This window comes from Actinomadura sp. HBU206391 (assembly GCF_014323665.1).
Taxonomy (GTDB): domain Bacteria; phylum Actinomycetota; class Actinomycetes; order Streptosporangiales; family Streptosporangiaceae; genus Actinomadura_C.
Genome location: NZ_JABVEB010000399.1, coordinates 1 through 3,823 on the forward strand (window position 1 = coordinate 1; position 3,823 = coordinate 3,823).

The following is a 3,823-nucleotide window of genomic DNA, read 5'->3' on the forward strand; positions in this document are numbered from 1 at the left end:
GCGGCCGTACCGGGCCGGCGGGCCGGCCGGTCGCGGCCATCGCGCACGTGGGCCACGAGGCCGTCCTGGCCCGCCTCGGTCAGGTACGGCGGGAGCAGGAGCAGCGCGTCCGCGCCCGCGGCGTCCTTGGCCAGCTCGATCGCCAGCGCGGTGCCGTAACCGGCCGGTGCCACGACCGGGGTCTCACCGGCCGCCGCGCCGACCGCCGCGCGCACCCCGCCCGACCTCGCCGGGGGTCAGGGAGATCTTCCCGGCCAGTTCGTCCAGTTCGGGACGGAAGCCGAAGTCCATGGCCGGTGATACTCCCAGATCCGGCCCGATCGGGTCGTGGGTCGCGTGATCTCGCGAATCTCAGCGGTGCTCTCACACGGACGGGGTCGGGGGGTACAACAGATCGAGTCCACCGGAGAGGGCGGCTTTGACCTGCTGACTCGGCGTGTCGGCCAGCACCTCGGGAATCCCGGCCTGGACGCCGTCCAGGGCGGCGGCGGCGACGTCGGCAGGATCGACCTTGCGCGAGGCGTCGACGTAGCCGGCCATGTCCGTGTCCATGTAGCCGACGTGGAGTGCCGTCACGTCGATACCGGCGGGCGCCAGTTCCTGCCGGATCACGTTGGACATCGCCCATGCGGCGGCCTTCGCCGCGCTGTAGCCGCCGTAGTCGGGGTAGTGGACCCAGGACAGGACGGACAGGACGTTGAGGATGGCCCCGCCGCCGTTGCCGGCCAGAACGGGGGCGAAGGCGCGGGTCACGTCGAGGGTGCCGAAGTAGTGCGTCTCCATCTCCCGCCTGATGCTCGCGATGTCTCCGTCGGTCAGGCGCGTGTGGGTGCTGATGCCGGCGTTGTTGATCAGCAGCGTGACGTCCGGCGCGGCGGCCGCGGCCTCGGCCACCGAAGCCGGATCGGTGATGTCCAGTCGCACGGGCACGACGCCCGGAAGGTCGACCGTCGCGGGGTTGCGGGCGGCGGCGTAGACCTTGGCGGCTCCGCGGGCCAGCAGCTCGGCGGCGAAGCGCCGTCCGAGGCCGCGGTTGGCGCCGGTCACGAACGCGATCGAGTTCTTGACGTCCATGCTGTTATTCCTCGCTGTGGGTGGTGGTCGTCCGTCGTGGTGCGGTGAAGGAAACAGATCTGTTTCCCCTGCGGATTCAAGGTACACCGATCTGTTTCCTCCGGGCAACCGGGGAGCTAGACTGCCGAGAGTGGCGAAGCAGACCAAGCCCGACAGGGTGCGCGAGCGAATCCTCACGAGCGCGAGCGAGTTGTTCTACAACGAGGGAATCAACTCGACCGGCGTCGACCGGATCAGCGAGGCCGCCGGTGTGTCCAAGCGCAGCCTGTACCAGCGCTTCACCGGCAAGGACGAACTCGTGGCCGCCTACCTGACGGCCCGCGGGCCTGCGCTCATCGACGTCTTTCTGCCGGCCGAGGACGACGACGCCACTCCGCGGGAGAGGATGCTCGCCGTCTTCTCGACTCTGCGGGCCGAGTCCGGCGCGGGGGACTTCCGTGGCTGTGCGTTCGTGAACGCGGCGGTAGAGCTGCCGGACCCGGCGCATCCCGCCCGCGCTGTGACGCTGGACCACAAGCTGCAGGTGGAGGCCTTCTTCGCCCGCCAGGCGGCACTCGCGGGCGCCGATGATCCGGACGGTCTCGCGCAGCAGCTGGCCGTGATTTTCGATGGGGCCATGTGCTATGCCCTCGTACGCGCCGCCTCCGTGCCCGAGAGCGTTCACACGGCGGCCGAGACCCTCATCGACGCGTGCATCCCACCCGCCTGACACGTGTCGTCGTACATGTGCCGAAGGGGGATACGTGATGATGGCCGGCGGCCTGGTGGCCGCCCTCGGCCCCGGTCACCAGCGTGGACTCGTCAGCTCATACGACGGATCGATGGCGCGCATGTAGCCGGTGTCGTCGCGCGTGCGCAGCCCGCATTCAAGGTACTGCTCGTGCAGCCGGCCGAGCAGGTCCCGGTCGAGCGTGACCCCGAGGCCGGGCCCGGTAGGCACCGCGACGGCGCCGCCGGCGAGGGTGAGCGCGCCGGGGGCGATGACGTCCTCACCGGGGTCCTTCCACGGCCAGTGCGTGTCGCAGGCGTAGGTGAGGACGGGTGTCGACGCGGCGAGATGGGTCATGGCGGCGAGACTGATCCCCAGATGGGAGTTCGAGTGCATCGACAGGCCGAGCCCGAACGTGTCGCAGATCCCGGCGAGCAGCCGGGACCGGCCGAGACCGCCCCAGAAATGGTGGTCGGACAGCACGACCCCGACGGCGTTCCGGCGTACGGCCGGTTCGATGCCGGCGAAACCGACGACGCACATGTTGGTGGCCAGCGGCATCGGCACCTTGCGGGCGACCTCGGCCATTCCGTCGACCCCCGGCGTCGGATCCTCGAGATACTCCAGGACGCCGTCGAGTTCCCGTCCCACCCGGATCGAGGTCTCGACGGTCCAGGCGCCGTTAGGGTCCAACCGCAGCGGATGCTCGGGGAAGGCGCGGTGCAGCGCGCGGATCGCCTCGATCTCCTCATCGGGCGGGAAGACGCCGCCCTTCAGCTTGATCGCTGAGAATCCGTACTCGGCCACCATCCGCCGGGCCTGGGCGACGATGCCGTCGGGGTCGAGCGCGGCCCCCCAGCCGTCCGGCTCCTGCCCCGGGTGGCCCGCCCATTTGTAGAACAGGTAGGCCGAGTAGTCGACGGAGTCGCGGACGGCGCCGCCGAGCAGCGCGCTGACCGGCAGGCCGGTGGCCTGTCCCTGGATGTCCAGGCAGGCGACCTCGAAGGGGGACAGGACCGCGTCCGCGGTGCTGGTGCCCGTGACCATGCCGGCCATCCCGTGGTCTCCGGTGCCGGGCCCTCCGGCCAGGAGTACGCGGATGCGGCGGGCGAGCTCGTTGACGTCCCAGACGTCCGTTCCGACGATTTCGTCGGCGGCGAGGCGCAGGCGGGCGAGGTGGTCGGCGTCGGCGTAGGTCTCGCCGAGGCCGGTCAGCCCGTCATCGGTGCGGACCTCGACGATCGCACGCAGCGCGTACGGCTCGTGCACGCCGACGGTGTTGAGCAGCGGAAGGTCCTTGAAGGCGACCGGAGTGACGGTGACACCGGTGACTCGCTGACGGTGGGAGTCCGGAACGGGAAGGGCGACTTCTTCCGGCATGAACGGCATACCTCATACGGCGAGCAGGGCCTTGCCGAGCGCGGTGCTGTACGCCGGAAGCCGGCGGCCCACTCGGCTGTGCACCCAACCGTGCTTGGTGAGGGTGCGGAGCAGCGCGTACAGGCCGCCCCGCGGCACGTTGAGCGCCTCGGTCAGCTCACGCAGCCGGGCCGGTCGATTCTGCCGGGAGGTCAGGAGCTCGAACGGTTCGATGGTCCGCGCAGCCGACTTCACCTCGCGGACGCCGGAGATCTTGTCGTCGACGGCGTCGGCCGGCGACTCCTCAGACGATGCGGCCATGGCGCGGGCCTCCGGGAATCCAGCATGGGGACGGACGGTCAGTCTAATAGATATGGAGGCGTCATCTACATTCTGAGAAGGTCAGCCGTCTTCCGGGGCCGGCGCCTGGTCACCGGCTTCGTCGTGAACCTCGGCGAGGTCGAGGAAGGCCCGGCCCGGTGCGGAGACGCGGTGCCGGTGCCAGACCAGGACCATCGGGCGGTGCAGCGCCGGGCCGCGCAAGGGGAGAGTGACGAGGTGGCGGAGCGCCCGTCCGGCCGCTGACCGCGGCAGGACGGCGACGCCGATTCCGTGGGCGGCGAGATCGGCCAGGACGCCGAGGTCGTCGGTCTCGGCGTTGATCCGGGGGGTGAACCCCGC

General features: G+C 70.5%; 6 protein-coding genes. 1 reads left to right on the top strand and 5 read right to left on the bottom strand.

The features are described from left to right. Both HKK72_RS37190 and HKK72_RS37195 read right to left on the bottom strand, forming a co-directional pair. The coding region (locus HKK72_RS37190; RefSeq protein ID WP_187239084.1) for a dihydrodipicolinate synthase family protein at nt 1-215 on the bottom strand (215 nt) is incomplete at its 3' end. A 148-nt stretch (nt 216-363) separates the two neighbouring features. Next, nucleotides 364-1,074, bottom strand: a complete 711-nt coding sequence (locus tag HKK72_RS37195; protein ID WP_187239085.1) for an SDR family oxidoreductase — start codon at nt 1,072-1,074, stop codon at nt 364-366. A gap of 130 nt (nt 1,075-1,204) precedes the next feature. On the opposite strand from HKK72_RS37195, the gene HKK72_RS37200 reads away from it, so the two are divergent. Further along, the gene (locus HKK72_RS37200) at nt 1,205-1,783 is read left to right on the top strand and encodes a TetR/AcrR family transcriptional regulator (RefSeq protein WP_187239086.1); all 579 of its coding nucleotides are present in this window, start codon (nt 1,205-1,207) and stop codon (nt 1,781-1,783) included. Nucleotides 1,784-1,858: 75 nt separating this feature from the next. Here HKK72_RS37200 and HKK72_RS37205 read toward each other — a convergent pair whose 3' ends face one another. The 3 genes from HKK72_RS37205 to HKK72_RS37215 form a co-directional block, all read right to left on the bottom strand. Next, nucleotides 1,859-3,163 carry a glucarate dehydratase family protein gene (locus tag HKK72_RS37205; protein ID WP_187239087.1) on the bottom strand — a complete coding sequence of 435 codons (1,305 nt, stop codon included), beginning with the start codon at nt 3,161-3,163 and terminating at the stop codon, nt 1,859-1,861. 12 nt (nt 3,164-3,175) lie between these two features. Continuing rightward, entirely contained in the window at nt 3,176-3,463 is a 288-nt protein-coding gene (locus HKK72_RS37210; RefSeq protein ID WP_187239088.1) for a helix-turn-helix domain-containing protein, read from the bottom strand. Between the two features lie 81 nt (nt 3,464-3,544). Continuing rightward, nucleotides 3,545-3,823: LysR family transcriptional regulator substrate-binding protein (locus HKK72_RS37215; protein WP_187239089.1), on the bottom strand; the 279-nt coding region annotated here is incomplete at its 5' end.